General features: G+C 71.6%; 21 protein-coding genes. 9 read left to right on the top strand and 12 right to left on the bottom strand.

The features are described 5' to 3' along the window. Positions 1-70: 70 nt before the first annotated feature. From ACZ69Q_RS39035 to ACZ69Q_RS39005, 7 genes are all read right to left on the bottom strand, one after another. Complete coding sequence (locus ACZ69Q_RS39035; RefSeq protein ID WP_471051827.1) at positions 71-970, bottom strand: class F sortase; 900 nt, start codon at positions 968-970, stop codon at positions 71-73. Further along, a complete protein-coding gene (locus ACZ69Q_RS39030) occupies positions 960-1,571 on the bottom strand; it encodes a hypothetical protein (protein WP_471051825.1) in 612 nt (203 codons plus the stop codon). The genes ACZ69Q_RS39035 and ACZ69Q_RS39030 overlap by 11 nt, the downstream gene beginning before the upstream one ends. 100 nt (positions 1,572-1,671) lie before the next feature. Further along, positions 1,672-2,910, bottom strand: a complete 1,239-nt coding sequence (locus ACZ69Q_RS39025; RefSeq protein ID WP_471051821.1) for an MFS transporter — start codon at positions 2,908-2,910, stop codon at positions 1,672-1,674. Between the two features lie 44 nt (positions 2,911-2,954). Next, on the bottom strand, positions 2,955-4,358 hold the full coding sequence (locus ACZ69Q_RS39020; RefSeq protein ID WP_471051819.1) for a CitMHS family transporter: 1,404 nt from the start codon (positions 4,356-4,358) through the stop codon (positions 2,955-2,957). Between the two features lie 132 nt (positions 4,359-4,490). Then, positions 4,491-6,743 (bottom strand): molybdopterin oxidoreductase family protein, encoded by a 2,253-nt coding sequence (locus ACZ69Q_RS39015; protein ID WP_471051817.1) that lies wholly within the window; start codon positions 6,741-6,743, stop codon positions 4,491-4,493. Positions 6,744-6,897: 154 nt separating this feature from the next. Further along, on the bottom strand, positions 6,898-7,512 hold the full coding sequence (locus ACZ69Q_RS39010) for a TetR/AcrR family transcriptional regulator (protein ID WP_471051814.1): 615 nt from the start codon (positions 7,510-7,512) through the stop codon (positions 6,898-6,900). Next, positions 7,509-8,171 (bottom strand): hypothetical protein, encoded by a 663-nt coding sequence (locus ACZ69Q_RS39005; protein ID WP_471051812.1) that lies wholly within the window; start codon positions 8,169-8,171, stop codon positions 7,509-7,511. The genes ACZ69Q_RS39010 and ACZ69Q_RS39005 overlap by 4 nt, the downstream gene beginning before the upstream one ends. A 160-nt stretch (positions 8,172-8,331) precedes the next feature. Here ACZ69Q_RS39005 and hmgA point away from each other — a divergent pair, with 160 nt between their 5' ends. From hmgA to ACZ69Q_RS38990, 3 genes are all read left to right on the top strand, one after another. After that, entirely contained in the window at positions 8,332-9,684 is a 1,353-nt protein-coding gene (gene hmgA / locus ACZ69Q_RS39000; protein ID WP_471051810.1) for a homogentisate 1,2-dioxygenase, read from the top strand. A gap of 27 nt (positions 9,685-9,711) precedes the next feature. Further along, entirely contained in the window at positions 9,712-10,461 is a 750-nt protein-coding gene (locus tag ACZ69Q_RS38995; RefSeq protein WP_471051807.1) for a GntR family transcriptional regulator, read from the top strand. Between the two features lie 117 nt (positions 10,462-10,578). After that, positions 10,579-11,721, top strand: coding sequence for a type ISP restriction/modification enzyme (locus ACZ69Q_RS38990; protein ID WP_471051804.1), 1,143 nt, complete (start codon positions 10,579-10,581; stop codon positions 11,719-11,721). 85 nt (positions 11,722-11,806) lie between these two features. Here the strand turns inward: ACZ69Q_RS38990 and ACZ69Q_RS38985 are convergent, their stop codons facing one another. Continuing rightward, positions 11,807-12,529: a TetR/AcrR family transcriptional regulator gene (locus tag ACZ69Q_RS38985; protein ID WP_471051801.1), complete on the bottom strand. Its 723-nt coding sequence runs from the start codon at positions 12,527-12,529 to the stop codon at positions 11,807-11,809. A gap of 63 nt (positions 12,530-12,592) precedes the next feature. Here ACZ69Q_RS38985 and ACZ69Q_RS38980 point away from each other — a divergent pair, with 63 nt between their 5' ends. Then, complete coding sequence (locus ACZ69Q_RS38980) at positions 12,593-13,531, top strand: ATP-binding cassette domain-containing protein (RefSeq protein WP_471051798.1); 939 nt, start codon at positions 12,593-12,595, stop codon at positions 13,529-13,531. Beyond that, entirely contained in the window at positions 13,528-14,310 is a 783-nt protein-coding gene (locus ACZ69Q_RS38975; protein WP_471051795.1) for an ABC transporter permease, read from the top strand. Before ACZ69Q_RS38980 ends, ACZ69Q_RS38975 begins: the two co-directional genes overlap by 4 nt. 286 nt (positions 14,311-14,596) lie before the next feature. Here the strand turns inward: ACZ69Q_RS38975 and ACZ69Q_RS38970 are convergent, their stop codons facing one another. The 3 genes from ACZ69Q_RS38970 to ACZ69Q_RS38960 all read right to left on the bottom strand — a co-directional run bounded on the left by ACZ69Q_RS38970 (position 14,597) and on the right by ACZ69Q_RS38960 (position 16,350). Next, positions 14,597-14,866 (bottom strand): hypothetical protein, encoded by a 270-nt coding sequence (locus ACZ69Q_RS38970; RefSeq protein ID WP_471051792.1) that lies wholly within the window; start codon positions 14,864-14,866, stop codon positions 14,597-14,599. Positions 14,867-14,992: 126 nt separating this feature from the next. Continuing rightward, a complete protein-coding gene (locus ACZ69Q_RS38965; protein WP_471052090.1) occupies positions 14,993-15,790 on the bottom strand; it encodes an anti-sigma factor in 798 nt (265 codons plus the stop codon). 17 nt (positions 15,791-15,807) lie between these two features. Further along, the gene (locus ACZ69Q_RS38960) at positions 15,808-16,350 is read right to left on the bottom strand and encodes a sigma-70 family RNA polymerase sigma factor (protein ID WP_093745449.1); all 543 of its coding nucleotides are present in this window, start codon (positions 16,348-16,350) and stop codon (positions 15,808-15,810) included. Between the two features lie 209 nt (positions 16,351-16,559). Between ACZ69Q_RS38960 and ACZ69Q_RS38955 the strand changes: the two genes are divergently transcribed. From ACZ69Q_RS38955 to ACZ69Q_RS38940, 4 genes are all read left to right on the top strand, one after another. Further along, entirely contained in the window at positions 16,560-18,095 is a 1,536-nt protein-coding gene (locus ACZ69Q_RS38955) for a DUF4331 domain-containing protein (protein WP_471051789.1), read from the top strand. 167 nt (positions 18,096-18,262) lie between these two features. After that, positions 18,263-19,831, top strand: a complete 1,569-nt coding sequence (locus ACZ69Q_RS38950) for a tetratricopeptide repeat protein (protein ID WP_471051787.1) — start codon at positions 18,263-18,265, stop codon at positions 19,829-19,831. Beyond that, positions 19,828-21,573, top strand: a complete 1,746-nt coding sequence (locus ACZ69Q_RS38945; protein ID WP_471051786.1) for a nickel transporter — start codon at positions 19,828-19,830, stop codon at positions 21,571-21,573. The genes ACZ69Q_RS38950 and ACZ69Q_RS38945 overlap by 4 nt, the downstream gene beginning before the upstream one ends. Before the next feature lie 63 nt (positions 21,574-21,636). Further along, complete coding sequence (locus tag ACZ69Q_RS38940; RefSeq protein WP_471051784.1) at positions 21,637-23,253, top strand: serine/threonine-protein kinase; 1,617 nt, start codon at positions 21,637-21,639, stop codon at positions 23,251-23,253. A 21-nt stretch (positions 23,254-23,274) separates the two neighbouring features. Here the strand turns inward: ACZ69Q_RS38940 and ACZ69Q_RS38935 are convergent, their stop codons facing one another. Continuing rightward, positions 23,275-24,084, bottom strand: a complete 810-nt coding sequence (locus ACZ69Q_RS38935) for an SGNH/GDSL hydrolase family protein (protein ID WP_471051781.1) — start codon at positions 24,082-24,084, stop codon at positions 23,275-23,277. Positions 24,085-24,189 lie beyond the last annotated feature (105 nt).

The following is a 24,189-nucleotide window of genomic DNA, read 5'->3' as shown; positions in this document are numbered from 1 at the left end:
GCGGCCGGGGGAAGGGAACGGCCCGAATCGGGCGCCGCTGTCCATCAGGCGGGCAAGCGGACGGCCGGATTCAGCGCCGGCCGGCGCCCTTCGGCCCCCGGGTCGCGGCGAGATGGGCGTAGACGACGACGTTGCCCGTGTAGCCGGTCCTGCGGTTGTAGTTGCCGCCGCAGGTGATCAGCCGCAACTCCGGCCGGGCCCGGGCGCCGTACACCTCACGGTTGGGGAACTTGTCCTTCTGGTACGTCTTGATGGCGTCGACCTTGTAGACGGCGGTCCGTCCGTCGGCGCGCCGGATCTCGATGCGCTTGCCGCGCTTCAGTTCGCCGAGGCCGCCGAATACGGCGGGTCCGGTGTCGGTGTCGAGGTGACCCACGGCGATGGCGGTGCCCTGCTCACCCGGGGAGGGTCCGTCCGCGTACCAGCCGACCAGGTTGGGCTTGTCCTCCGGGGGCGCGGGCAGGCGCCGCTCGCTGTCGAGGTGCAGGTCCATCAGCGGGGAGTCGACGCTGATGTAGGGGATCACGAGGCGGGTCGCACGGGAGCGGGGCAGGGGGCTCGGGCCGGTGGACCTTCCGGCACGGGCGGGCCGGGGCGAGGGGGACGGCGGGGCGGGGGTGCTCACCGGGGCCGGGGTGCCCACCGGGGCCGGAGCGCCGGCCACGGGGTCGGTCGGGGACGCGGGGTCGGGCGGGGAACCGCCGGGTGGTCCGGGGGGTGCCTCGCGCCGGTCGGGAGGCGGATCGCCCGCGAGCGGGCGGGAGTCGGCGCCCGCCCCGCCGGCACCGCTTCCGGTGCCGGCGGCTTGGACCTCGGAGGCCTCGGCGGAGCCCGGAGCGGCCGTACCGGCTCCGGGCCTCTCGTGGTCGCAGCGGACGCAGACCACCACCAGCGAGACGGTCAGCACGGCCGTCCTCGCCAGGCGGTAGGCGCGCCTGCGGTACCAGGGCCTGCGTCTTCTACGCGCCATGCGTACGGCGACGGAGCCGGAACCAGATCACCCCGCCCACCGCGGCCAGGCCGACGACGCCGGCACCGGCGACCGTGGTGAAGGCCTCACCGCGCGCGATGCCACCACCGCCGGCCGGCGGACCGCCCTGCGGGCCGGGCGGGGGCGTCGTCATCGAGGTGCGGCAGTCGACCGAGAAGGTCTTCTGCCGCTCGCCGCCGGTGATGCCCGTGAACGTCCATGTGAGCTGGTACTGGCCGTCGGGCAGGTTCAGGTCCTCGGTGTGGCCGATGCCGCCGGCGAGGTTGAGGGTCCCGCGCAGCGTGGCGCCGCCCGGCACATTGGGCTGGGTCGCGATGTTCCAGGTGACGGCCGTGATGGTCTCGAAGTTGGCGGCGTCGAGGTAGAACCGGCAGACCCTCGGCTCGTCGATCGCGTCCCCGTACGGCGTGCGCGCGACCCCGTCCCAAGGCGCCGTGTGGATCTTGAGCGTGCCATTGTCACCGGGCGCCATCGGCGCGGCTCCCGACGTCGGCATCCCGGTGAGCGGAGTCAGCGCGGCGGTCAGCGCCGTGACGGCGACGATGCGCGCGGCGCGGCGTGGAAGAGGCGTGGTGGGCATGCGAGTCCTCCGAGTCAGACGATTTTCGTACAAATCGCTCTTCGTCTGACTCTCTTTCACATGTGCACGCCGAATCGTGGAAGCAGCGCCTTACGGCCCATCAGATACCACTCTTTCGACGCAAGATCGCCCTCGGCAGGATGGCCTGACCGGTGCCCTCGGACTCCCCCGCCGGCCGCGCGGGCGCCCGCAGCGCAATGCCGGCCGACACCAGCAGCAGCGCGCCCAGCATCACGAACGGCGCCGCCACCCCCGCGAGCCCGGCGACCAGGCCCGCGGACGCCGGTGCGGCGACCTGGCCGAGGCGGTTGCCGGTCAGCCGCAGGGCGAGGGCGGTGGAGCGGGCACCCTCGGGAGCCGCCTGGACGACCGTCGTCATGGACAGCGGCTGGCCGACGCCGAGGCAGAATCCGAACACCGCCAGCATCACGGCCAGCGCCCACACCGGCACCGGCAGCGCGATGCCCGCGCACAGCAGGGCCGCCAGCAGACAGGTCACGGTCAGCAGCAGGGTGCGGCCGAGCAGCCGGAGCAGGGGCGTCAGGACCAGCCGGCACGCGATGGTGGCCGCCGCGCGCAGGCTGAGCAGGACGCCGATCATGGCCGGCGCGATGCCCCGGTGCTCGCCGACCACCGGCAGATAGGCGGTGAGGATGTCCGTCGCGGACAGCACGGCGAGGCTGATGAAGATGCCGGCGGGCACACCCCGGGCACGCAGGATGCGCTGGACCGGAACCCGCTCGCCCCGTTCCTCGCGGGACTTGACCGTCGTACGGCTCTCTATGCGCCACAGCGACGTGAACGCGACCGCGCCGCCCGCGCCCGCCACCAGCAGGGCGAGCGCACTGGTCCCCGCCATGTCCCGGCCGCCGATGAGCGCGCCCGCGGCGATCGGGCCGACGAGTTGGCCGAGGGAGGCGCCGATGGTGAAGTGGCCGAAGTTGCGGTCCTGTTCGTGCGGGGCGGACTGGCGGGCGACCAGGGACTGAGCACCGATGACGAAGCACAGGTGGCCGAGGCCCATCACCCCGCTCCAGACCGCCATCGCCCACAGCGAGCCCGCCAGGCCGCTGAGGGCACAGCCGCCGGATATCAGGACCACGCCGACCGGCAGCAGCGGGGCACAGCGGCCGTGGTCGGTGCGCCGGCCCAGCGGGACGGCGACGAACAGCGGGAGCAGGGCGTACACGCCCGCGATCACACCGATCGCCCGTTCGTCGGCGCCCAGCGCGAGGGCCCGGTAGGAGACGGCGGGCCGTGCCATCGACACCGCCCCCTGAGCGAAGCTGAAGGCGATGACGAGGCGGAGCAGCCAGCCGCGGTTCCCACCGGGCCTCATGAGCGTGTCCTCCGTGAACGGTGTGCGTGGACCGGACTTGTGGATCAGATGATTCCGAAGAGCATGCCCGCCGCGAGGATGACCAGGCAGGTGAGGGCCGCCCACTTCACCACGAACCTGGTGTGGTCGCCGAACTCCACCTTGGCCATGCCGACGAGGACGTACACCGCGGGGACGAGCGGGCTCGACATGTGCAGCGGCTGGCCGACCAGGGAGGCGCGGGCCATCTCCAGCGGGGTGACGCCGTGCGCCGCGCCGGCCTCGGCGAGCACCGGCAGGACGCCGAAGTAGAAGCCGTCGTTGGACATGAAGTAGGTCAGCGGAAGGCTCAGCACACCGGTGACCAGGGCCATGTGCGGACCCATGCCCTCGGGGATGACGTCCACCATCCACTTGGCCATGTGGTCGACCATGCCGGTGCCCTGGAGCACGCCGGTGAAGACGGCGGCGGCGAAGACCATGCCGGAGACGTTCAGGACGTTGTCGGCGTGGGCGGCGAGGCGGGCCTTCTGGTCCGGGATGTGCGGGAAGTTCACGGTGAGCGCGAGCGCGGCGCCGAGCAGGAACAGCACCGGGATCGGCAGCCACTCCATGATCATGGCGGTCAGCAGGGTGACCGTCAGCAGCGCGTTGAACCAGTAGAGCTTGGGGCGCAGGGTGGGCCGGTCGGGGTCGAGGGCCTGGAAGCGCTCGTCGTCCTCGGTGTCCTCCGCGTCGGTGCCGGAGCCCGAACCGCCGGTGCCCGCGGGGGTCTTGGCCGTGCCGGAGCCGCCGGCCCCCACCAGGACCGTCTCGGTCTCCTTCTCCTCGACCAGGACCTCGTCCAGCGTGAGCACGCCGAGCCGCTTGCGCTCGCGCAGACCGAGGACGTACGACAGGACGAAGACGGCCAGCAGACCCACGGCGAGGGCCGGGATCATCGGGACGAAGATGTCGCTGGCGTCGAGCTTGAGCGCGGTGGCGGCGCGGGCGGTCGGGCCGCCCCACGGCAGGGTGTTCATCACGCCGTTGGCCATCGCCGCGACGCCGGTCATCACGACCAGGCTCATCTTCAGGCGCTTGTACAGCGGGTACATCGCCGAGACGGTGATCATGAAGGTGGTCGAGCCGTCGCCGTCGAGCGAGACGATCGCGGCGAGGATCGCCGTGCCCACGACGATTCGCATCGGGTCGGCCTTGCAGAACTTCAGGATGCCCCGAACGATCGGGTCGAAGAGGCCGACATCGATCATCACACCGAAGTAGACGATCGCGAACATGAGCATCGCCGCGGTGGGGGCGAGGCTGGTGACGCCTTCGATGACGTAGTCACCGAGCTTGGCGCCCTTTCCGACGAACACACAGAACAGTGCCGGAATCAGCACGAGCGCCGCGATCGGCGACATCTTCTTCATCATGATCAGGACCAGGAAGGTCGCGATCATGGCGAAGCCGAGGATGGTCAGCATGTGGATACCTAACGTTCGCCCTTGAACATCCCACGAGGGCCGGGGGTGCGACGACGTTAGGTCCCGCCAAGCGGCGTTAACAAGACGTTGACATGCGAGCAATAAGCGCAAAACTCCAGGTCAGAGCTTTGCTCAGGTCAGAGGCGTGATCTTTTCGGACACCGGGGCCACCTCGATGGGCACTCCGTTGAGCACGGCGTTGCCCGACAGCGGGTCGAGCAGGCTGCCGTCGAGGAGCTGGTTGACGTTGACCCCGGGGTCGGTGGCGGCGTGGCCGAGCCGGGTGCCCGGGCGGTCGTGGCCCCAGCCGTGCGGCAGGCTCACCACACCCGTGCGCACCGCGTCGGTGACCTCGGCGGGGGCGGTCACCTCTCCCCCGGCGCCCTTGAGGCGTACGGCCGCCCCGTCCCGTACACCGAGCCGCTCGGCGTCCTCCGGGTGGATGTGCAGGGTGCAGCGGTTGGAACCGCCGGTGAGGGCGGGCACGTTGTGCATCCAACTGTTGTTGGAGCGCAGATGGCGGCGGCCGATGAGGACGAGCCCGTCGGGGCGGTGCCGCAGCGCCTCCCGCAGCCGGGGCAGATCGCCGGCGATGGGCTCCGGCAGCAGCTCCACCTTGCCGCTTACGGTCTTGAGCGGCTGCGGCAGACGGGACTTCAGCGGTCCGAGGTCGATGCCGTGCGGATGCGCGAGCAGCTTTTCGAGGGTCAGCCCGTCGGGCCGTACGCCGAAGCCGTCGCCGTAGGGGCCGAGGCGCAGCATCATGTCGAGCCGTCGCTCGGGGCCGCTCACGCCGGTGAGCTGCGCGGCGAGTTCCTTCGGGTCACGGCCGTGCACCGGGGAGTGCGGCTCCTTCACCGCCTTGCCGAGCGTCTGGTCGATGACCATCGCGTCGACGGCGGCGGGGTCGGCGCCGTGCATGCCGGTCGCGGCCAGGATCAGCCGGGCCAGGATCTCGGACTCGGCCATGCGACCCGGCTCCAGCGGGACGGCGGCGCGGGTGTAGCGGACCTGGTTGCGCACGGCGAGGGTGTTGAAGGCGAAGTCGTGGTGCGGGCTCTGCGAGGGCGGGGGCGGCGGCAGCACGACGTGGGCGTGGCGCGAGGTCTCGTTGAGGTACGGGTCGACGCTGACCATGAAGTCGAGCGAGCCGAGGGCCTTGTCGAGCCGGTCGCCGTCGGGGGCCGAAAGGACCGGGTTGGACGCGACGGCGACGAGCGCGCGGACGGGCTCGCCCTCGGCGGTGGCGGTGTCGATCTCCTCGGCGAGCGCGGACAGCGGCAGCTCGCCCTTGGCCTCGGGGTGCCGGCTCACCCGGGAGTGCCAGCGCCCGAGCGCGAAGCCGTGGCCGGGTCCTGCGGGGCGGGGCGTCTTGTCGGTTGCGGCCTGCGGGAAGAGGGCGCCGCCGGGGCGGTCGAGGTTGCCGGTGAGGACGTTGAGGACGTCGACGAGCCAGCTCGCCAGGGTGCCGTGCGGGACGGTGCAGCTCCCGATGCGACCGTAGACGGCGGCGGTCGGGGCGGCGGCGAGCTCGCGGGCCAGCGCGCGGATCGTGCCGGCGTCCACGTCACAGGCGCCGGCGACGGCCTCCGGGGTGAAGTCCCGTACCTCCGCGCGGACTTCCTCGACTCCCTGCACGTGTGGCGCGAGCTCCCCGAGGGCGACCAGGTCCTCCTCGAACAGCACGTACGCCATCGCCGCCAGCAGCAGCGCGTCGGTGCCGGGCCGGATCGCGACATGCCGGTCGGCGAGCTTGGCGGTGCGGGTGCGGCGCGGGTCGATGACGGTGAGGGTGCCGCCGCGGGCCTTGAGCGCCTTGAGCTTGCCCGGGAAGTCGGGGGCGGTGCACAGGCTGCCGTTGGACTCCAGGGGATTGGCGCCGATGAGGAGGAGGTGGTCGGTGTGGTCGAGGTCCGGCACCGGGATCGCGAGGGCGTCGCCGTAGAGCAGCCCGCTGGAGACGTGCTTGGGCATCTGGTCGACCGTGGAGGCGGTGAAGACGCTGCGGGTGCGCAGGCCGGCCATCAGGATCGGCGGGTAGAGCGCGCCGGCCACGGTGTGCACGTTGGGGTTGCCGAGCACGACGCCCACGGAGTTGGGCCCGTACCGCTCGACGACCGGGCGCAGGCCGGCGGCGACCGCGTCGAAGGCCTCCTCCCAGGTGGCCTCGCGCAGCTCGCCGTCCTGGCGCACGAGCGGGGTGCGCAGCCGGTCGGGGTCGCCGTCGACGGCACCGAACGAGGCACCCTTGGGGCAGATGAATCCCTGGCTGAACACGTCGTCACGGTCACCGCGGGCGCCGGTGACCGCGGTCCCCTCGATCGTGAGCGTCAGGCCGCAGGTGGCCTCGCAGAGGGGGCAGATACGCAGAGCGGTGCGGGACACGGGTCCTCCCGGAGATGGCGGCGGCGGTGGCGCGCGGACTCGGAGCCGAGCATACCGACCGGTATGCACGGAGGGGAGCCCTCTCCGGGGGCGGGATCGGAAATTCGCGGGCCACCGGCCGGCGGACGGCCGAACGCCGAAGGGCGCGGGGCCGTCAGTCGAGCACCCGCGCCAGATACGCCCGAAGCAGCTCGCGGGCCTCCTCCAGGATTCGCTCGTCGCCCTCCGGAGCCACCCGGAAGGCCAGGTGGACCAGGGTGTCGGCCGTTTCGACGGAGACCAGGAAGGTGCGGCGCAGGTCCTCGTCCGGTTCGCGGTCGAGGTAGCCGGAGAGCAGGGTGGTGAGGCGGTCGGCGACGCGGTGGTTGGGTTCACCGCGGGTGCCGACGGGGATCTGGTTGCCGAAGTCGACCAGGGAGAAGCCGGGCGCGGTGCGCTTCATGGCGATGTACTCGTCGAGCACGGCGTTCATCGCCACCCGCCATCCTCCGTCGGCCGTCGCCGCCAGGCGATCGGTGACCCGGGCGGTGTAGCGCTCGAGGTTGCGCTGGGCGAGAGCGTCGGCCATCTGGCGTTTGTTGCCGAAGAACCGGTAGACCGAGCCGATGGGCACGCCGGCCCGCTGGGCGACGGCCCGGGTGCTCAGGTCGTCGTAGCCGACCTCGTCGAGGAGGTCGGCGCAGGCGTCGAGGATCCTGGTGAGCCGTTCGGCACTGCGCCGCTGCACGGGCGCCCTGCGAAGCGTTGCTGGATGGGGCACGGTCTTCATGATGCCTTTCCGGCTCGGTCGGGTGAACCCTGACCCCCGGTACGGAATCGGGTACCCGGTGTACTCAGTGCTGCGCTCGGCACAGGGGCGGACGCCGTCGGTGCCGGTGTCGTCTCCGTCGCCGCCCCCGCCCCCGTCTCCGTCTCCGCTTCCGAGGCCGTGACGTCGGCCGTGCTCTCCACGGGTTCGCCGCCCACGGCCCACACCGTGCCGTCGTCGGCGTAGAGCCGGACGGTGACATGGTGCGTGCCGCGCGGGACGAGGTCGGCCGGGAGGCGGTAGCCGGGAGCACGGAGCCTGGTGACGAAGCGGCCGTCCACGAAGAGGTACGCGAGCCCGCGCCCGGCCACCGCCCGCCGCTCGGCACCGGCGGGCGAGAAGCGGAAGGCGCGCACCGTCAGCCGCACCCCCCAGTCACCCTCACCGTCACTGTCCGGGTCCGGCTGGACCTCTATGGCGACCTCGGGCGCACCGCCCTTGCCGACCTCCCGGTAGTGCCGCCCGTCGGCGTCGGTGTCGCCGAGGACCTTGCCCACCGGGGCCGGCGACACGCCACCGTCCCCCCGGTCGCGCGTATCGCCGGAGCCGCAACCGGCGGATCCGGTCAGCAGCAGGACACAGACCGCCGACACGGTGAGCGGGGTCCGGATCCACGACATGCCCGGAGACTAGAACACCGGTCCGGCAGCCGAATCCCCCTTGAGTCGGGTTGGCGTCCGTTTCCGGTCGTACCCGCAGAGGAGGTCCGGCCGATCTCTTGCGCGAGGGAAATCGCAATCCTACGGTGAAGCATAGGAATCAGATCACTAGGGAGCGATCATGAGCGATGGGGGCACCTCCCGCGCGAGCGTGTTCGAGCACGGGGGAGCGCGGAAGACCGCGGAAGGGCTGACCTACCTCTCCGGTTTCGGCAACGAGCACAGCTCGGAGGCGGTGCCGGGCGCCCTGCCCGAGGGCCGCAACTCACCCCAGCGCGCCCCGCTGGGACTGTACGCGGAACAACTGAGCGGTACGGCGTTCACCGAGCCGAGGGCGCACAACCGCCGCTCGTGGCTGTATCGCATCCATCCGTCGGCCGCCCATCCGGCGTTCACCCGCACGGACAACGGCGCGATCCGTACGGCGCCCTTCACCGAGTCGGTGCCGGACCCGAACCGGCTGCGCTGGAACCCGCTGCCCGAGCCCGCGCCCGGTACCGACTTCCTGGCCGGCCTGTGGACCCTCGGCGGCAACGGCGACGCGACCCAGCGCACCGGCATGGCCGTGCACCTGTATCACGCCAACTCCTCGATGGACCGCGTCTTCAGCGACGCCGACGGCGAGCTGCTGATCGTGCCGGAGCTCGGCGGGCTGCTGCTGCGCACGGAGTTCGGGCTGCTGCATGTGGAGCCGGGACATGTGGCGCTGATGCCACGTGGGGTGCGCTTCCGTGTGGAGCTGCTGGATGACTCCGCCCGGGGATATGTGTGCGAGAACTATGGTGCGCCCTTCCATCTCCCCGACCTCGGCCCGATCGGCGCCAACGGCCTCGCCAACGCCCGGGACTTCAAGGCGCCGGTGGCCGCGTACGAGGAGGCCGAGGGTCCGGTGGAGGTGGTGAACAAGTTCTGCGGCAACCTCTGGACGGCCAGTTACGACCACACACCCCTCGATGTGGTCGCCTGGCACGGCAACCATGTGCCGTACGTCTATGACCTACGCCGTTTCAATGTGATCGGCACCATCTCCTACGACCATCCCGACCCGTCGATCTTCACGGTGCTGACGTCCCCGTCGGACACCCCGGGTCTCGCGGGCGTCGACTTCGTCGTGTTCGCGCCGCGCTGGCTGGTGGGCGAGGACACCTTCCGGCCGCCGTACTTCCACCGGAACGTGATGAGCGAGTACATGGGCCTCGTCGAGGGCGCCTATGACGCGAAGGCGGAGGGCTTCGTGCCCGGTGGCGGTTCGCTGCACAACATGATGTCGGCGCACGGCCCGGACCGGGAGACGTTCGACAGGGCGAGCGCCGCCGAGCTGAAGCCGCAGAAGATCGACGACGGGCTGGCGTTCATGTTCGAGACCCGCTGGCCGGTGACGCTGACCCCGCAGGCGGCCGGGGCCGACCACCTGCAACAGCGCTACGACGACGTCTGGCAAGGCATGGAGCGCCACTTCCGCCCCTTGCAGTAAAGATCCCCTACCGGTACGGATGGCCCTGTGACCTCCTTCGCCCCGGACTCGATCGTCCTGAACCGCAAGCTGCCGCTCTGGTACCAGGTGTCGCAGTCGCTGCGCGCCTCGATACTGGGCCGCCGGCCGCAGGACCCGCTGCGGCTGCCCACCGAGGAGCAGTTGGCGGAGCACTACGGCGTGAGCGTGCTGACCATGCGGCAGGCGCTGAAGGAGCTGGAGGACGAGGGCCTGATCACCCGCCATCGCAGGCGCGGCACGTTCATCGAGCCGGCCGCCCGCCGGGGCGCCCCCGTGCGGCTGCTCGGCTCGGTGGACGCGATCGTGGCCCAGCAGTCCGGCATGGCGACCGAACTGCTGGACCACGGCCGCGCACAGGTGCCGGCGGAACTCGCCGAGTACTTCCCGGACATCGACGAGGTGGCGACGTACCACCGCCTGCGCAGCGACGAGAAGACGGGCGAGCCGACCAACCACGCTCGCAACTACGTGCGCCCCGAACTGGCGGCGCGCATCGACCTGGACGACCTCGTCCGCTGGCCGATGACGAAGGTGCTGAGGGACGTCGTCGGGGCGGACATCAGCCGCATCACGGACACTGTGGAGGCGCGCCTGGCCGATCCGGAGACGGCGAGGCTGCTCCAAGTCCCCCTGCTGAGCCCGATCCTGCACTACACGGGCGTGACGTACGACGCGGACGGGCGCGTGCTGGACGCGGCGGTCATCCACTACCGGGGCGACCGCTTCTCCTTCACGGTGACCCTGGACGCGACATAGGTGCGGCGCCGGAAGCACGGTGCGCAGCCTGCGGGCCGGTGGGGGCCGGTCGCGCAGTTCCCCGCGCCCCTTACAGGGGACGCTGCCCCACCCCGCCTGTCGGACCGAGGCCGTACGATGCCCAGCGTGACGCACGACGACGCTCCGCCGCTGGCGGACCTCATGCCGTGGTCCGTCGCACCGCCGCGGCTCGGCCGGGGGTGGCCGGCGGGCCCCGACGCAGCGACCCTGAAGGCCCGCTGGGACGCCTTCGTCAAGGCCGAGGGCCCGGACCGGGAGACCCTGCTGGAGCCGACCCGCTCCCGCACCCTGCACTCCGCGGTCGGACAGCTACCCGGCCGGTCCACCGGCACCGAGAGGCTGGTCCGCGCCTCGGGCCCCTGCCCGGAGCCGGTGCGCGTGCTGCACGCCCCTTTCGACGAACAGTGGCTGATCCCCGACCACCGCCTGATCGACGCGGCCCGCCCGGAGCTGTGGCGGGTGCTGGACGAGCACCAGGTCTTCGTCCTGGAGGCGCCGGAGTCCCCGCTGGCGGCGACCTCCGTGCTCCCGCTGGTGCGCCCGGGACGCGTCCGCCCGCTGTACCGCCGCCCGGGCGGCAACGAACCCAATCTGGCCCCGGGCCTCCTGGAGCACCTCCGGGACCGGCTCGGCGGACCGGTCGAGCCGCTGGACCTCCTCGCCTGGACGCTGGCGGCCGTACGCCCGGACCTCACCGTCCCCCTCACCGCCGACCCGGAACTGTGGGCGCGCGGCGTGGAGTCGGGCCACCGCGCCCTGTGGCTGATGCGACGCAACGGCGACCGCCCGAAGCTGCCCGGCGGCCGCCGCCCGTACGTCCGCGCACCGCTCCCCTCCCGGCCGCTGACGCTGGAGTACGACCGCGACGAGGAGGCCCTGCTCCTGGACGAGGGCCGCATCTCACCGGTCCCGCCCGAGGCCTGGGACTACGAGGTGGCCGGCGTGAAGGTCCTGCAGCAGTGGCTCATCGCCCGCGTCACGGAGCCCGAGCCGGGCACCCTCGCGGCCATCCGCCCGGCGACCTGGCCGCAGGCGTGGACATCGGAACTGCTGGAACTGATCACCGTCCTGGCCCTGCTGGCGGAACTCCAGCCGCTCGACCAGGAGTTGACGTCGACCATCACCGCGACCGACCTCCGCAAGGCCGGCGTCCTGCCGGTGCCGGAGCCGGCACGCCGCCCGGCATCCGTCCTGGACCACCACGAGGAAGGCCCAGAAGGCCAGTTCGCGTTGCTCTGACCAACCTCAGAGGCGCGGGACCGTATCTGATCTGCGGCTCCGCCGCGCGGGCGCGACCAGCCACGACGCCGCCGCACCCGAACAACTACGACTCGCGGCACTCGGGGTCAAAAGCATCCAGCACCCGTTCCAGCGCCCGCCGGAACACCGCCTCCAGATCGATCGGCCCGCTGTCCGCCATGAAGGCGGCGGCGAGCAGCGGATACCTGCCGGTGGCGACCTGACTGCCGAGGTAGGCGATGCGGACCGCGTTCTCCTCCTCCTCGGACCAGGGCAGGGAACGGGTGCGCTCGGCGGTGGCGATCTCGTTCGCGGTGTACGTCGTCACGACACCGTTGAGCAGCGCGACCAGCTCCATCTTCACGCTGTACGGAACGTCCAGCGGTTCGAGACAGGCCAGGCAGTGCTCCAGGTAGCGCAGGGTGTTGGGGCTGAAGCCGTACACCCCTGACATCAGGCGCGGCACCCAGGTGTGCCGGTGCATGATGGCGCGGGTCTCCTGCGCGTTGCGGATCATGTCGGCCCGCCAGTCGCCGGAGGGCTGCCGGATCTCGTGCTCGGCACCGACCGCGTCGATCATCAGCTCGTACAGGTCCTCCTTGCGGGGGACGTAGTTGTACAGCGACATCGTCCCGCAGCCCAGCTCGGCCGCCACATGCCGCATGGACACGGCGTCCAGCCCGCCGGCGTCAGCGGTCCGCACCGCCGCGGCCGCGATGTCCGCGCGCGTGAACGCGGGCTTCGGCCCCCGCCCCGTCCGCTCGGGTCGCGCCCAGATCACGCCAGGTTCGGCTGCCTTGCCTGCCATCGATCATCACCTCGACCACCATCCTAGTTACGTACACCGTACGTAGTGCGCTATGGTCGACCCATGACTTCTACGTACGCTGTACTTAGTGAAGGTCTGGAGAAGCGATTCGGCGAGGTCCACGCCCTGCGCGGACTCGATCTGGCCGTCGCGCAGGGCACCGTCTGCGGCCTCCTCGGCCCGAACGGCGCGGGCAAGACGACGGCCGTACGGCTCCTCACCACGCTCCTGCGGCCGGACGCCGGCTCGGCCCGGGTCGCCGGGCACGACCTGCTCCGGGATCCGGCGGCCGTACGCCGCAGCATCGGCGTCACCGGCCAGTACGCCTCGGTCGACGGCGACCTCACCGGCCGCGAGAACCTCCGGCTGTTCGCGCGGCTGCACCGGGTGCGCGGTCCGGCCGAGCGGGCCGGTGAGCTCCTGGACCGCTTCGGCCTGACCGAGGCGGCCGACCGGCCGGCGTCCACCTACTCGGGCGGGATGCGCCGCCGCCTCGACCTCGCGGCGAGCCTCGTACGCCGCCCCGAAGTCCTCTTCCTCGACGAGCCCACGACCGGCCTCGATCCGGCCAGCCGCAACCGGATCTGGGACGCCGTACGGGAGCTGACGGCCGACGGCACCACGGTGCTGCTGACCACTCAGTACCTGGAGGAGGCCGACCAACTGGCCGACGACATCGCCCTGGTGGACCGGGGCAAGGTCGCACACCAGGGCTCGCCCGCCCAGTTCAAGGCGACCATCGGCGCACATGTGGAGGTCGTCGTCGCCGATGCCGACGTCCTGGTCAAGGCGGCGGCCGTACTGGATCAACTCACCGGCGCCGAGCCCTCGTTCGACCATGACCGGCGCTCCGTCGGCGCCGTCACCCGGGACGCCACGCTGACCCTGCCCCGGCTGGTGCGCGAACTCGACGCGGCGGGCGTCCCGCTGCTGGACGCGAGCATCCAGCCACCGACACTCGACGACGTCTTCCTGCGACTCACCGAGGAGCGTGCCGCATGAGCACCTTGGCCTACGACGGCGGCGCGATGCTGGGCCGGCAGCTCCGGCGGATCCGCAACAACCCCGGGCTGCTGATCCTGACCCAGACCATGCCGATCACCATGCTGCTGTTCTTCGGCTACGTCTTCGGCAGCGCGCTGGCGATGCCGGGCGAGCAGTACCGGTCCTTCCTGGTGCCGGGTCTGCTGGTCGCGACCGCGGCCAACGGAATCATGACCGGGATGTTCCAGGCCGCCCAGGACACCCACCGCGGTGTCATGGACCGCCTGAGGACACTGCCGATGAGCCGGGCGGCCGTACCGCTCGGGCAGGCGACCGCCGATCTGGTCGTGACGGCCGCCGGAACGGTGCCGTTCCTACTGGTCGGGCTCGCGGTGGGGTGGCGGATCGAGGGGTCCGCGCTCGAAGCGGCCGGCGCCGTGGCGCTGTTGCTGCTGTTCCGGTTCGCGACCACGTGGATCGGGATATTCCTGGGGCTGCTCACCCGGAACGAGGAGGCCGCCGGCCAGCTCGGCGGGGCGACCTTCATCCTGCCGCTGCTGTCCAACGCCTACATTCCGACGGACGGTCTGCCGGGCTGGCTGCGCACCCTCGCCGAGTGGAATCCGATCAGCGCGGTCACCACGGCCCTGCGGGACCTGTTCGGCAACGCGCCGGTGCCGGACGACGGCGCCTGGCCGGTCACGCATCCCGTCGCCGGGTCGCTGGTGTGGTGCGCGGTACTGATCGCGGTGTTCCTACCGCTCGCCGTGCGGCGCTACGGGCGCGGCGAGGGCTGACACCCCCGGATGAGACCCCGGGTGGGGAAGACCGGGGGTTCGGGGGGACCGGGGTTCGGGGGACCGGGGGGACCGCTTCGTCAACGTCCGTGCTCGGCAGAAGCGTTGCGCACAGGACGCGGGCCGGTGAACGAGGCGGGTGGACCGGGGGGATGTGCCCGCGCTCGGATGGCACTCCGGGACACCGCTGCTTGCCGTGGGGATGACGGCGGCGACAGCGCGGTGCCGGGACGGATGTGCCACCGGGCGCGGGCCTCGTAGGTCGCGCGAGGAACGCCGGTTCGGCTCAGCGCCCGCCGAACAGCGAACGCCGGAGCCGGCGCAGCGGGGCGAAGAGCGAGACCCGACGGACCCGCGCACCACGGTCGCTGCGCTCGTGCGTGGTGTCACGCGTGGTCAGCTCAAGCATCAGCGAAGTCGCCTCGGCCGCCTCCCGCTGCGGCACGGCGGGACCCGCCAGCACCGAGAGATGGCGGTCGAGACGCGAACTGGTCGCGCTGCTCCCGCAGGTGATCGCAGGGACCCTGGCCCTGCTGCGCACTGTTATCTGATCCATGTCACTCCCCACCCGTACGAGTCCACCCGGCCCGGGCAGGTTAACCCTATCGCCCCGGCGGGGCACTCGTGTATCGCGGTCACAGGATTCACCTTCCCCGTAAGGGTGTTGACGACTCGCCCCCGGTTACTCTCCGAATCCAACCGATTTCAGGGCGAGTTGGACAACCGGCTGGCTGGTGGGCTGCGGTGATCCTCCGTCGGGTTCGACGGTCACAGCCAGTGACGTCGCCGACTTGTCGAGACCGGACGCGACCAAGGGCGTGTCGTCGTCGAAAAGCCCGAGGGAGCGCGGTTGCACATCGGGGCGCATGAGCCAGAGCTGGTGCACTCGGCCGCTCGGCAGATCACCGTATCCGCTCAGAGTGACGACGGCGCGCCCCTTTGATGCGGAGGCCACCACTCCGATCGTCCGGCCCTCGGCGTCCTCGCCGGCGGTCGCCCGGGCGTCGGGCGCCCCCAGAACGTTAGCGATCTCACTCGCCCGCGCCTGCTGGGCGTCCAGCCGATCCTGCGTCTCGTTCGCCTGGACGGCGAAGAGGGAGGCGACGACGAGGGCCGCGGCGGCGGTGGCCGTGGCGAACGGCACGAACAAGGGGCGCGTCCTGGGCGCACGGGTTCGCGGCGGCGGCTGGGCGCCCCACACATGCGGCGGCAACTGTGTCGCACGCGCGTGCACCGACTCCCGCCCGGCGGACTCCTGCGGAGTGGCGCGTACGGCGGCCAGGACCCGGTCGCGCATCGCGGCCGGCGGCGCGGCGGCCGTCGACCAGGCGAGGCGCACCGCGTCCTCGGACAGGGCGCGCACCTCGGCGGCGCAGCCGTCGCAGGTCCTCAGGTGCTTCTCGAAACGGAGCCGCTCGCCGGGCTCCAGGGCGTCGAGGGCGTAGGGCGCGGCGAGGGAGTGGAGGTCCTCGCGGCGCATCAGGCGGTCGACGAAGCTCACGCGACACCTCCCAGGCACTTGCGCAGTTGGGTGAGTCCGTCGCGCATCCGGGTCTTGACCGTGCCGAGCGGCAGGGAGAGCCGCTCGGCCACTTCACGGTATGTGTAGCCGTCGTAATAGGCGAGGGTGACCGACTGGCGCTGCAGGGCGGTCAGGCGCTCCAGGCAGCGGCGCACCCACTCGCGTTCGAGTCCGGCCTCGACCTCCTCGGCCACGTGGTCGAAGGCGGGGTGGTTCGCGCGCAGGGCCTCGCGCTGCTCGCGCTCGCCTGCCGCGCGGGCGCTGCGCACCCGGTCGACGGCGCGGCGGTGGGCGAGGGTGAGGACCCAGGACAGGGCGCTGCCCCGGCCCGGGTCGAACTTCGCCGCGGACCGCCACAGTTCGAGCAGCACCTCCTGCGCCACCTCCTCGGACTGGGCGGGATCGCGCACCACACGCCGCACGAGCCCGAACACCGGGCCGGAGACCAGGCCGTACAGCTCCTCGAAGGCCTTCTGGTCACCGCCCGCCACGAGCACCAGCAGCTCGTCCGCCTCCAACTCGTCTCCCCCTCCAGCCAGACCGCATCTCGGCCGCCTTGTCCCACGAGGTATTCGCAACGAACACACCTCCGGATGGGGTTACGGATCAACGGACCGAAAAAGCGGGTCGAGCAGCCGAAAAATTTGTTTTCGAGATCGACCAATCCGCCCCGCCCCCCGCTCCGAATCCCGGTGCGTCAGGCAAGTTGGCACTGAGGACGGACGGCATGACACCTAATTCCAGGAGCGGTGCGGGACGCAAGGGCCTCGCGACCCTCGTATGTGGTGCGCTGGCCGCCGGGGGGCTCGCAGCCGCCGGCGTCGCCGCGCTGGAACCGGGGGCGGCCTCCGCCTCCAGTCACCGGGAGGCCCCGCTCATCTCGGGGACCCCGCAGTACGACAACACGGACGTGTACGCGTTCGTCAGCCCGGACAAGCCGGACACGACGACGATCGTCGCGAACTGGATCCCGTTCGAGGAACCGGCCGGCGGACCGAACTTCTTCCCCTTCGCGGAGGACGCGCAGTACGACCTCCACATCGACAACAACGGTGACGCGCAGGGCGAGCTGCTGTACCGGTTCACCTTCGACACGCACGTCAAGAACAAGAAGACCTTCCTGTACAACACGGGTCCGGTCGAGAGTCTGGACGACCCGGACCTCAACATCACGCAGACGTACGACGTCGAGCTGATCAAGCTCAAGAACCAGAAGCTCGTGTCGAAGACGAAGATCGCCAACGATGTTCCGGTGGCGCCCTCCAACGTCGGCAAGGCGTCGATGCCGGACTACGCCAAGCTGCGCGAGCAGGCCGTGCACGAGCTGCACGGTGGCACGACGACGTTCGCCGGCCAGGCCGACGACCCGTTCTTCCTGGACCTGCGCGTCTTCGACCTGCTGTACGGCGGGAACCTCTCCGAGGTCGGCAACGACACGCTCAAGGGCTACAACGTCAACTCCATAGCCCTCCAGGTCCCGACGCACATGATCGCCGAGTCGGCGGACCAGCCGATCGTCGGCATCTGGTCGACGACGCAGCGGCAGAACGCCAAGGGCTACTACGAGCAGGTCTCGCGCCTGGGCAGCCCGCTGGTCAACGAGGTCGTCAACCCGATCAAGGACAAGGACAAGTTCAACGCGTCCGCGCCCTGGGAGGACGCCCAGTTCCTGAAGAACGTCACCAACCCCGAGCTGCCCAAGCTCATCGAGGCGATCTACAAGATCCCGGCGCCCGCCGAGCCGCGCAACGACCTGGTCGACGTCTTCCTCAAGGGCGTCAAGGGCCTCAACCAGCCGCCGCACGTGCGCCCGGCGGAGGAACTGCGCCTGAACACGTCGATCAAGCCGACGGCGGAACCCAAGCGTCTCGGTGTCCTCGACGGTGACAACGCGGGCTTCCCCAACGGCCGCCGTCTCAGCGACGACGTGATCGACGCCTCCCTCCAGGTCGTCGAGGGTGAGCTGCTGGGCGCCAAGAACGACCTCGGTGACGCGGTCGACAAGAACGACAAGGACTTCGAGAAGGCCTTCCCGTACGTCGCCCTGCCGACCGAGGGTTCGCGCGGTCCGCTCGCCAAGGGCACCGACGGCGGCACGGACGTCCGCAGCCAGCTCGGCGACGCCCTCCAGCCGGCCGGCGCCTCCGGCGGCACCGACAACATGGCCCTGATCGCCGGCTCGGCCGGTGCCGGCGCCCTGGGCATCCTCCTCATCGGCGGGGCCCTGATGTGGTGGCGCCGGATGCGGGACCGGGCGTACTAGGCGCTCCGCGGGGTGCGGGGAACGGCAGCGCAGTTCCCCGCACCCCTGAGGGCGTCGCCGAACGCCCCACTGACTGGCGCGGCCCGCGAAGTACTCATCCCCCACGGCGCGGGCCGCGCCGTCGCACGTGGCAACGACCTTTGTTGGAAAGCCGATTGAGGAGAGGCATGGCCCCGCGTACGAACGACAACGCTCCGGAGAACGAGGAGAGCGGGCGCGACCTCTCGACGCCGGTCCAGGCAACCCAGCCCGTCCGGCGTTCGAGGACGGGGCCGTTCAGGCCGATGGGGGTCCAGGGGGCGGAACCCCCTGGCGGGGTCGAAGGGGCAGCGCCCCTGGAGGGCGGGACGGGTAAGGGCGGCGCGGGCGAGAACCGTGTCGCCGCGCTGCGGCGCTTCGCCGCCGCCGGACGGCGTCATCGGGCACTGCATCTCGCCGGATGCGCGGCGCTGTTGGCCGTGGCCCTCACCGCCGGCTCCATCGCCCTCGGCGCCGCCCGCGACGACACCGGCCAAAGCGTCGCCCCCGCCTCCGCCGCCGTCTCCCCCGGCCTGCTCGCGACCGGCGACCTGGACACCGGCATCGCCTCCCTCCAGGCCCACCTGCGCGACCAGCCCAAGGACTTCGGCGGCTGGTCGACCCTCGGCCTCGCCTACGTCGAACAGGCCCGCACCAAGGGCGACCCCTCCCGCTACCCCCAGGCAGAGCAGGCGTTCAAGCACTCGCTCGCCCTGTCCGGGGACAACGACCAGGCCCTCGCCGGCCGAGCCGCCCTCGCCGCCGCCCGGCACGACTTCGAGGACGCCCTGAAATACGCCGACCAGGCCCTGAAGGTGAACCCCTACAGCGAACGTGCCCTGTGCACGCGTGTCGACGCCCTCGTCGAGCTCGGCCGCTACGCCGACGCAGCCAAGGCCGCCGACACCGCCGACGACCGCCGCCCGGGCATCCCGGTCTTCACGCGGTACGCGTACGTACGCGAACTGCGCGGCGACGTCCGCACGGCCGAGCGCGTGCTGCAACAGGCGCTCTCCTCCGCCGTCTCCCCCGGCGACCTCGCGTACGTGGCCACCCAGCTCGGCCAGCTCGCCTGGAACCAGGGCGACTACGACAAGGCGCTCACGCACTACGCCCGAGCCCTCGCCGCCGACGAGAACTACGTCCCCGCGCTGGAGGGCCGTGCCCGCGCACAGGCCGCGAGCGGCGAGGGGGCCGACGCACTCAAGGGCCTGAAGGACGTCGTCTCCCGCTACCCCCTGCCGGGCCCGCTGGTGGAACTCGGCGAGCTGTACGAGTCGGCCGGCGACAAGGTCAAGGCCGACGACCAGTACGCCCTCGTCGACGCCTGGACGGCCCTCGCCCGCGCCAACGGCGTCAACGCCGACCTCGACACGGCCCTCGCGGCGGCCGACCACGGCGACAAGGCGTCCGCCCTGCGCGCCGCCCGAGCCGAGTGGGACCGCCGGCAGACCGTGCACACCGCGGACGCCCTCGCCTGGGCGCTGCACGTCAACGCCAAGGACGACGAGGCCCTCCCGTACGCCCGCAAGGCCACGGCCACCGGCTACCGCAACGCCGCGTTCCTCTACCACCGAGGCGTCATCGAGCACGCCACGGGCAACGCCGAGGACGCCCGCGAGCACCTGGAGGCCGCGCTGAAGCTGAACCCCGGCTTCTCGCCGCTGGGTGCGCGGGAGGCCCGTACGGCACTCAAGGACCTGGAGGCGGCCAAGTGACTCCCCGTCGTCTGTTCGCCTCCGGCGCCGCCGTCCTCACGGCGGCCTGCGCGCTCGCGCTGTTCGCCTCCCCTCCCGCGAGCGCGCACCCCCTCGGCAACTTCACCGTCAACCGCTACGACGGCCTTGTCGTCGCCCCCGGCGAACTGCGCGTCCACCACGTCGAGGACCTCGCCGAGATCCCGGCGACCCAGGCGAAGCCCGACATCGAGAAGGCGGGCATGGCGGCGTGGGCCCGGCAGCGCTGCGAGAGCGCCGCACGGGGCAGCGAGGTCACCGTGGACGGCCGTGCGGTCGGTCTGACGCTGAAGAGCAGCCACGCACGCGTGCGGCCCGGTCAGGCGGGCCTCGACACGCTCCGGGTGGAGTGCCGGCTCTCGGCGCCGGTCTCCGAGGGCGCGACCGTCGCCCTCGGTTTCCGCAGCGCGGGCGCGGAATCCGGCCCGGGCTGGCGGGAGATCACGGCGCGCGGTGACCGTATGACGCTCACCTCGTCGGATGTGCCGAAGGAGTCGGTGTCCGGCGAACTGACCAAGTACCCGGAGGAGTTGCTGTCCTCCCCGGCCGACACCGCGACCGCCTCGCTGCGCGTGCGTCCCGGCGGCCCCGCCCTCGCCGAGTCCGAACAGGACGCCCCCGCCGCCTCGGTCCTGCCGCGCGGTGCCGACCGCTGGACGCGTGCCCTGGACGACCTGGTCTCCCGGCACGAACTCACCCTCGGCTTCGCCGCGCTCGCCCTGGTCATCGCGGTCTTCCTGGGCGCGATGCACGCCCTCGCGCCCGGCCACGGCAAGACCATCATGGCCGCGGTCGCGACGGCGCGCGGCGGCCGGGCACGCCTGAAGGACGTCATGCCCCTGGCCGCCTCGGTGACGGTCACCCACACCCTGGGCGTGGTCGCCCTGGGCCTGCTGATCACGGCCGGCTCGGCCGCCGCGCCCTCGGTGATCACCTGGCTGGGCATGGCGAGCGGCGCCCTGGTGCTCGCGGCGGGCGCGAACCTCGTACGCCGCGCCTGGCACATCCGCCAACACGGCTACGGGCACGGGCACGGGCACGGGCACGGGCACGGGCACGGGCACGGGCACGGGCACGGGCACTCGCATGATCACGACCATCCGCACGGTGACGACCACGGCCACGCTCACGATCACCACGACCACGACCACATCCCCGAGCGCCAGCCGGTCCTGGTCGCCGCACACACCCGCGCCCCGGCGGAGAACCCCGGATCCCCCCAGACCCACGCCCACTCACACGCGCCCGCACACCACCAAGCCCACAGCCACCCGCACGACCACGAGCACCCCCACGCCCACCCCGCACCCGAGCACACCCACGAACACGGCCTGCTCACGCACTCCCACGGCGGCTTCACCCACACCCACTCCACCGCCCCCACCCTCCGCGGCACGATCCTCCTCGGCTTCGCCGGTGGCCTGGTGCCCAGTCCCTCCGCGGTCGTCGTGCTCGTCGGCGCGGCGGCGCTCGGCAAGGCGTGGTTCGGGCTGCTGCTCGTTGTGGCGTACGGCGTCGGGCTCGCCCTGACCCTCACCGCGGCCGGGTTCGCCGTCGTCAAGCTGGGTACCGGTGTCACCCGGGTACTGGACAAACGCCCCCGCTGGACCGCGCACCCGGCCACGACCTTCCTGCGCAGGACGGCCCCACTGGCGTCCGCGCTCCTCGTCGTGCTGCTCGGGGCCGGATTGGTGTTCAAGGGGGCAACATCCGTACTCGGCTGAGCTACTTTTGGGAAGAAACCGCACGGAGTGGAGATTTCGCACGGATGCGAATGGGGGACGCCCGTGTCCGAAGAACACGGCAGTGAACGTGTGATCGCGGGCCGCTACCGCCTCCTGTCCCCGCTCGGCGAGGGCGGCATGGGCACCGTGTGGCGGGCCCGCGACGAGGTGCTGCACCGCGAGGTGGCCGTCAAGGAGGTGCGCGCGCCGGCCGGGCTGGCGACGTCGGAGGTCGAACGGATGTACGCCCGGCTGGAACGCGAGGCGTGGGCGGCGGCGCGGGTCGCCAACCGCAATGTCGTCACGGTGTACGACGTGGCGACGCAGGACGGCCGGCCCTGGATCGTGATGGAGCTGGTCCGCGGCATCTCGCTGGCCGAGCTGCTCGATACCGAGGGCCCGTTGAGTCCGCAGCGTGCCGCGCACATCGGCGCCGAGGTGCTGTCCGCGCTGCGGGCCGCGCACGACGCCGGAGTGCTGCACCGGGATGTGAAACCGGCCAACGTGCTGCTGTCGAACGACGGCCGGGTGGTGCTGACCGACTTCGGTATCGCGATGGTCGAGGGCAGCTCGGCGCTGACGATGACCGGCGAGGTGATCGGCTCCCCCGAGTTCCTCGCCCCGGAGCGGGCACTGGGCCGCACACCGGGCCCTGAGTCCGACCTGTGGTCCCTCGGTGTGCTGCTGTACGCGGCGGTGGAGGGCAACTCCCCGTTCCGGCAGAACACCCCGCTGAGCACCCTGCGCGCGATCGTCGACGACGAGCTGCCCCCGCCGCACCGGGCCGGTCCGCTGACCCCCGTCATCGAGGGGCTGCTGCGCAAGGACCCGGCCGAGCGGTTGCCGGCCGGGCAGGCGGAGCAGGATCTGCGGATCGTCGGCGCGGGAGGCACGCCGAGCGCGGGCACCGTGCGGGCGTCCCCGTACACCCCGACCGTCGCGGCGTTCCCGGCACCGTCGCAGACCGCCCCGACGGCCCCGGTCCCCGCGCCCGGGCCGACCCGGCCCGTGACTCCCGGCCCGGCGACGGCCCCCGTACGGCCCGACCGCAACCGCCGTGCCGCCCTCACCCTGATCGCGGGCATCGCCGTCCTCGCGCTGGCCGTGGCGGGGCTGACGTACGCCCTCCTCAACCGTGGGGGCGGCGACGGGAACGCCGGTGACGGCGACACCACCAGCCAGGTCGACGGCGGGACCTCGCAGAAGGAGACGGAGGACGAGGGCGGCTCGAGCGAGGAGGACAGTCCGTCGCCGAGTCCGAGCGAGAGCCGTACCAGCGCGCCGGCGCCACAGACGGTGCAGGTGGCGCTGACGGGCTCGAACCTGGAGTACTCCGGGGCGTGTCCGCCGCCGAGCGGTGAGGCGCCCGGCTTCACGGCTTCGTTCACGGTGGGGCGGCTGCCGGCCGAGGTCACCTATCGCTGGGTGTCCGAGGACGGCAAGGTGATGGACCAGGGCTGGAAGACCCTGTCCTTCCCGGAGGGCGGCGGGCGCACGAAGCAGGACCGGGCGTTCGTGACGACGTACGACGACAGCGGGACCATCGAGAACCAGATCAGTGTCGAGGTCCGCGACCCGGTGAAGACGAAGTCCAACTCGGTGCCGTTCTCGGTGACATGTGAGACGGAGACCCCGACGGGCGGGGTCTCGCCAACGCCTACCGAGTCGCCGGAATCGTAGGATGCCGGCTCGGCGGGGTTCTCAGGCCGCGCTGTTCAGGACCGGGAGATAGCCACCCGACTGGCCCGCGGCCGTCGGGTGGTACGACTCGGGGATGTTGAGCCAGTTGACGGAGTGCATCCACGAGCTGCCGGAGCAGAGCTCGTGCCCGGTGAAGGTGGTCCGTACGTCGCCGAAGGCGAACCCGTGGTCCAGGGCGCGCTTCTCGGTGGCCGCGTCGATGTGGTCGGCGGCCTCGTTGAGCGCCTTGCGCTTGGTCTCGGACAGGCCTAGGCACCCGGACGCGCCCAGCTTGTAGAAGCGCGGGTAGCCGAGCACGACCACATGGGCGGACGGGGCCTTGGCCCGGATGGCCGAGTACACGGTGTCGAGCCGGCCGGGCAGTGTCGAGTCGACGAACGCCTTGGCGGTGTTGATGCGTGAGACGCAGGCGCTGTCGGACTGGAGCACACAGGTCGTCATGATGTCCGCGAAACCGGCGTCGTTGCCGCCGATCGAGATGGACACCAGTGCGGTGGCGGAGCTGAGCGGGCCGAGTTGACTGGCGGTCACATCACCCGTTTGAGCGCCCGAGCAGGCCGTGAAGTCGAACGACGAGGGTGAATTCGCGGCGGCCCACAGGTAGGGGTACGCCTTCGTGCTGCGCTTGCAGTCGCCGCTGGAGCTGATGTAGCTGCCCGAGCCGAGGCCCGAGGAGTAGGAGTCGCCGAGCGCCACGTACCCGCCGATCGCGGCGGTGTCGGTGGCCTGCGCGGTGGCTGCCCCGGTGAGGGCGGTGCCGACGGCGAGGAGGAGTGAGGCGACGTATACGGAAAGTCGGGAACGTCTCATGGAACCTCCCTATAGCAGGATCTCTGCCATAACCGTCGTACCAACTACGCGTGTTGACGGGAAGTGTCCATGCCAAGACTTTTCCGGGCATCGCGACTCTCGACC

The organism is Streptomyces sp. NPDC036764 (genome assembly GCF_055609385.1).
Note: the sequence above shows the minus strand (reverse complement) of the source record. Positions and strands in the feature narration are given on the sequence as shown.

Coding starts and splice junctions, on each gene's coding strand:
- ACZ69Q_RS38975 (WP_471051795.1), top strand. CDS start 13,528: ATGAGCACCTTGGCCTACGACGGCGGCGCGATGCTGGGCCGGCAGCTC.
- ACZ69Q_RS38955 (WP_471051789.1), top strand. CDS start 16,560: ATGACACCTAATTCCAGGAGCGGTGCGGGACGCAAGGGCCTCGCGACC.
- hmgA (WP_471051810.1), top strand. CDS start 8,332: ATGAGCGATGGGGGCACCTCCCGCGCGAGCGTGTTCGAGCACGGGGGA.
- ACZ69Q_RS39025 (WP_471051821.1), bottom strand. CDS start 2,910: ATGAGGCCCGGTGGGAACCGCGGCTGGCTGCTCCGCCTCGTCATCGCC.
- ACZ69Q_RS39005 (WP_471051812.1), bottom strand. CDS start 8,171: ATGTCGTGGATCCGGACCCCGCTCACCGTGTCGGCGGTCTGTGTCCTG.
- ACZ69Q_RS38950 (WP_471051787.1), top strand. CDS start 18,263: ATGGCCCCGCGTACGAACGACAACGCTCCGGAGAACGAGGAGAGCGGG.
- ACZ69Q_RS39010 (WP_471051814.1), bottom strand. CDS start 7,512: ATGAAGACCGTGCCCCATCCAGCAACGCTTCGCAGGGCGCCCGTGCAG.
- ACZ69Q_RS38935 (WP_471051781.1), bottom strand. CDS start 24,084: ATGAGACGTTCCCGACTTTCCGTATACGTCGCCTCACTCCTCCTCGCC.
- ACZ69Q_RS38970 (WP_471051792.1), bottom strand. CDS start 14,866: ATGGATCAGATAACAGTGCGCAGCAGGGCCAGGGTCCCTGCGATCACC.
- ACZ69Q_RS39020 (WP_471051819.1), bottom strand. CDS start 4,358: ATGCTGACCATCCTCGGCTTCGCCATGATCGCGACCTTCCTGGTCCTG.
- ACZ69Q_RS39035 (WP_471051827.1), bottom strand. CDS start 970: ATGGCGCGTAGAAGACGCAGGCCCTGGTACCGCAGGCGCGCCTACCGC.
- ACZ69Q_RS38965 (WP_471052090.1), bottom strand. CDS start 15,790: ATGCGCCGCGAGGACCTCCACTCCCTCGCCGCGCCCTACGCCCTCGAC.
- ACZ69Q_RS38990 (WP_471051804.1), top strand. CDS start 10,579: ATGCCCAGCGTGACGCACGACGACGCTCCGCCGCTGGCGGACCTCATG.
- ACZ69Q_RS39030 (WP_471051825.1), bottom strand. CDS start 1,571: ATGCCCACCACGCCTCTTCCACGCCGCGCCGCGCGCATCGTCGCCGTC.
- ACZ69Q_RS38985 (WP_471051801.1), bottom strand. CDS start 12,529: ATGGCAGGCAAGGCAGCCGAACCTGGCGTGATCTGGGCGCGACCCGAG.
- ACZ69Q_RS38980 (WP_471051798.1), top strand. CDS start 12,593: ATGACTTCTACGTACGCTGTACTTAGTGAAGGTCTGGAGAAGCGATTC.